The organism is Alcaligenes sp. 13f (genome assembly GCF_020496585.1).
GTDB lineage: Bacteria > Pseudomonadota > Gammaproteobacteria > Burkholderiales > Burkholderiaceae_B > Alcaligenes > Alcaligenes phenolicus.
In genome coordinates this window covers 1-429 of sequence record NZ_JAHKKC010000068.1, presented here as the reverse complement: position 1 = coordinate 429, position 429 = coordinate 1, and the positions used below count along the sequence as shown (strand labels likewise).

At 49.9% G+C, this 429-nt stretch carries 1 protein-coding gene; it reads left to right on the top strand.

Annotated features, from left to right (window positions below):
• Nucleotides 1–96: 96 nt before the first annotated feature.
• On the top strand, nucleotides 97–429 hold a 333-nt coding region (locus KOE80_RS20165), incomplete at its 3' end, for a PQQ-binding-like beta-propeller repeat protein (protein WP_413228951.1).

Below are 429 nucleotides of genomic sequence, written 5' to 3'. Positions count from 1 at the left end.
GTGCATGGGAAGCAGGCGTGAAAAGCGATGTTACTCCGGCACTGAGCGAAATGATGCAGATGAAAATTAATAATTTGTCCATCTGAGAGGGACCCGATGCAATTGCGTAAATTACTGCTGCCAGGACTGCTTTCCGTTACCCTTTTAAGCGGCTGTTCGCTGTTTAACAGCGAAGAAGATGTGGTAAAGATGTCCCCATTGCCAACCGTTGAAAACCAGTTTACGCCGACCACGGCGTGGAGCACTTCCGTTGGTAGCGGCATTGGCAACTTCTATTCCAATCTTCATCCGGCACTGGCGGACAACGTTGTCTATGCAGCGGACCGCGCTGGTTTAGTAAAAGCGCTGAATGCGGATGATGGCAAAGAAATCTGGTCTGTCAGCCTGGCCGAGAAAGATGGCTGGTTCTCTAAAGAGCCTGCATTACTT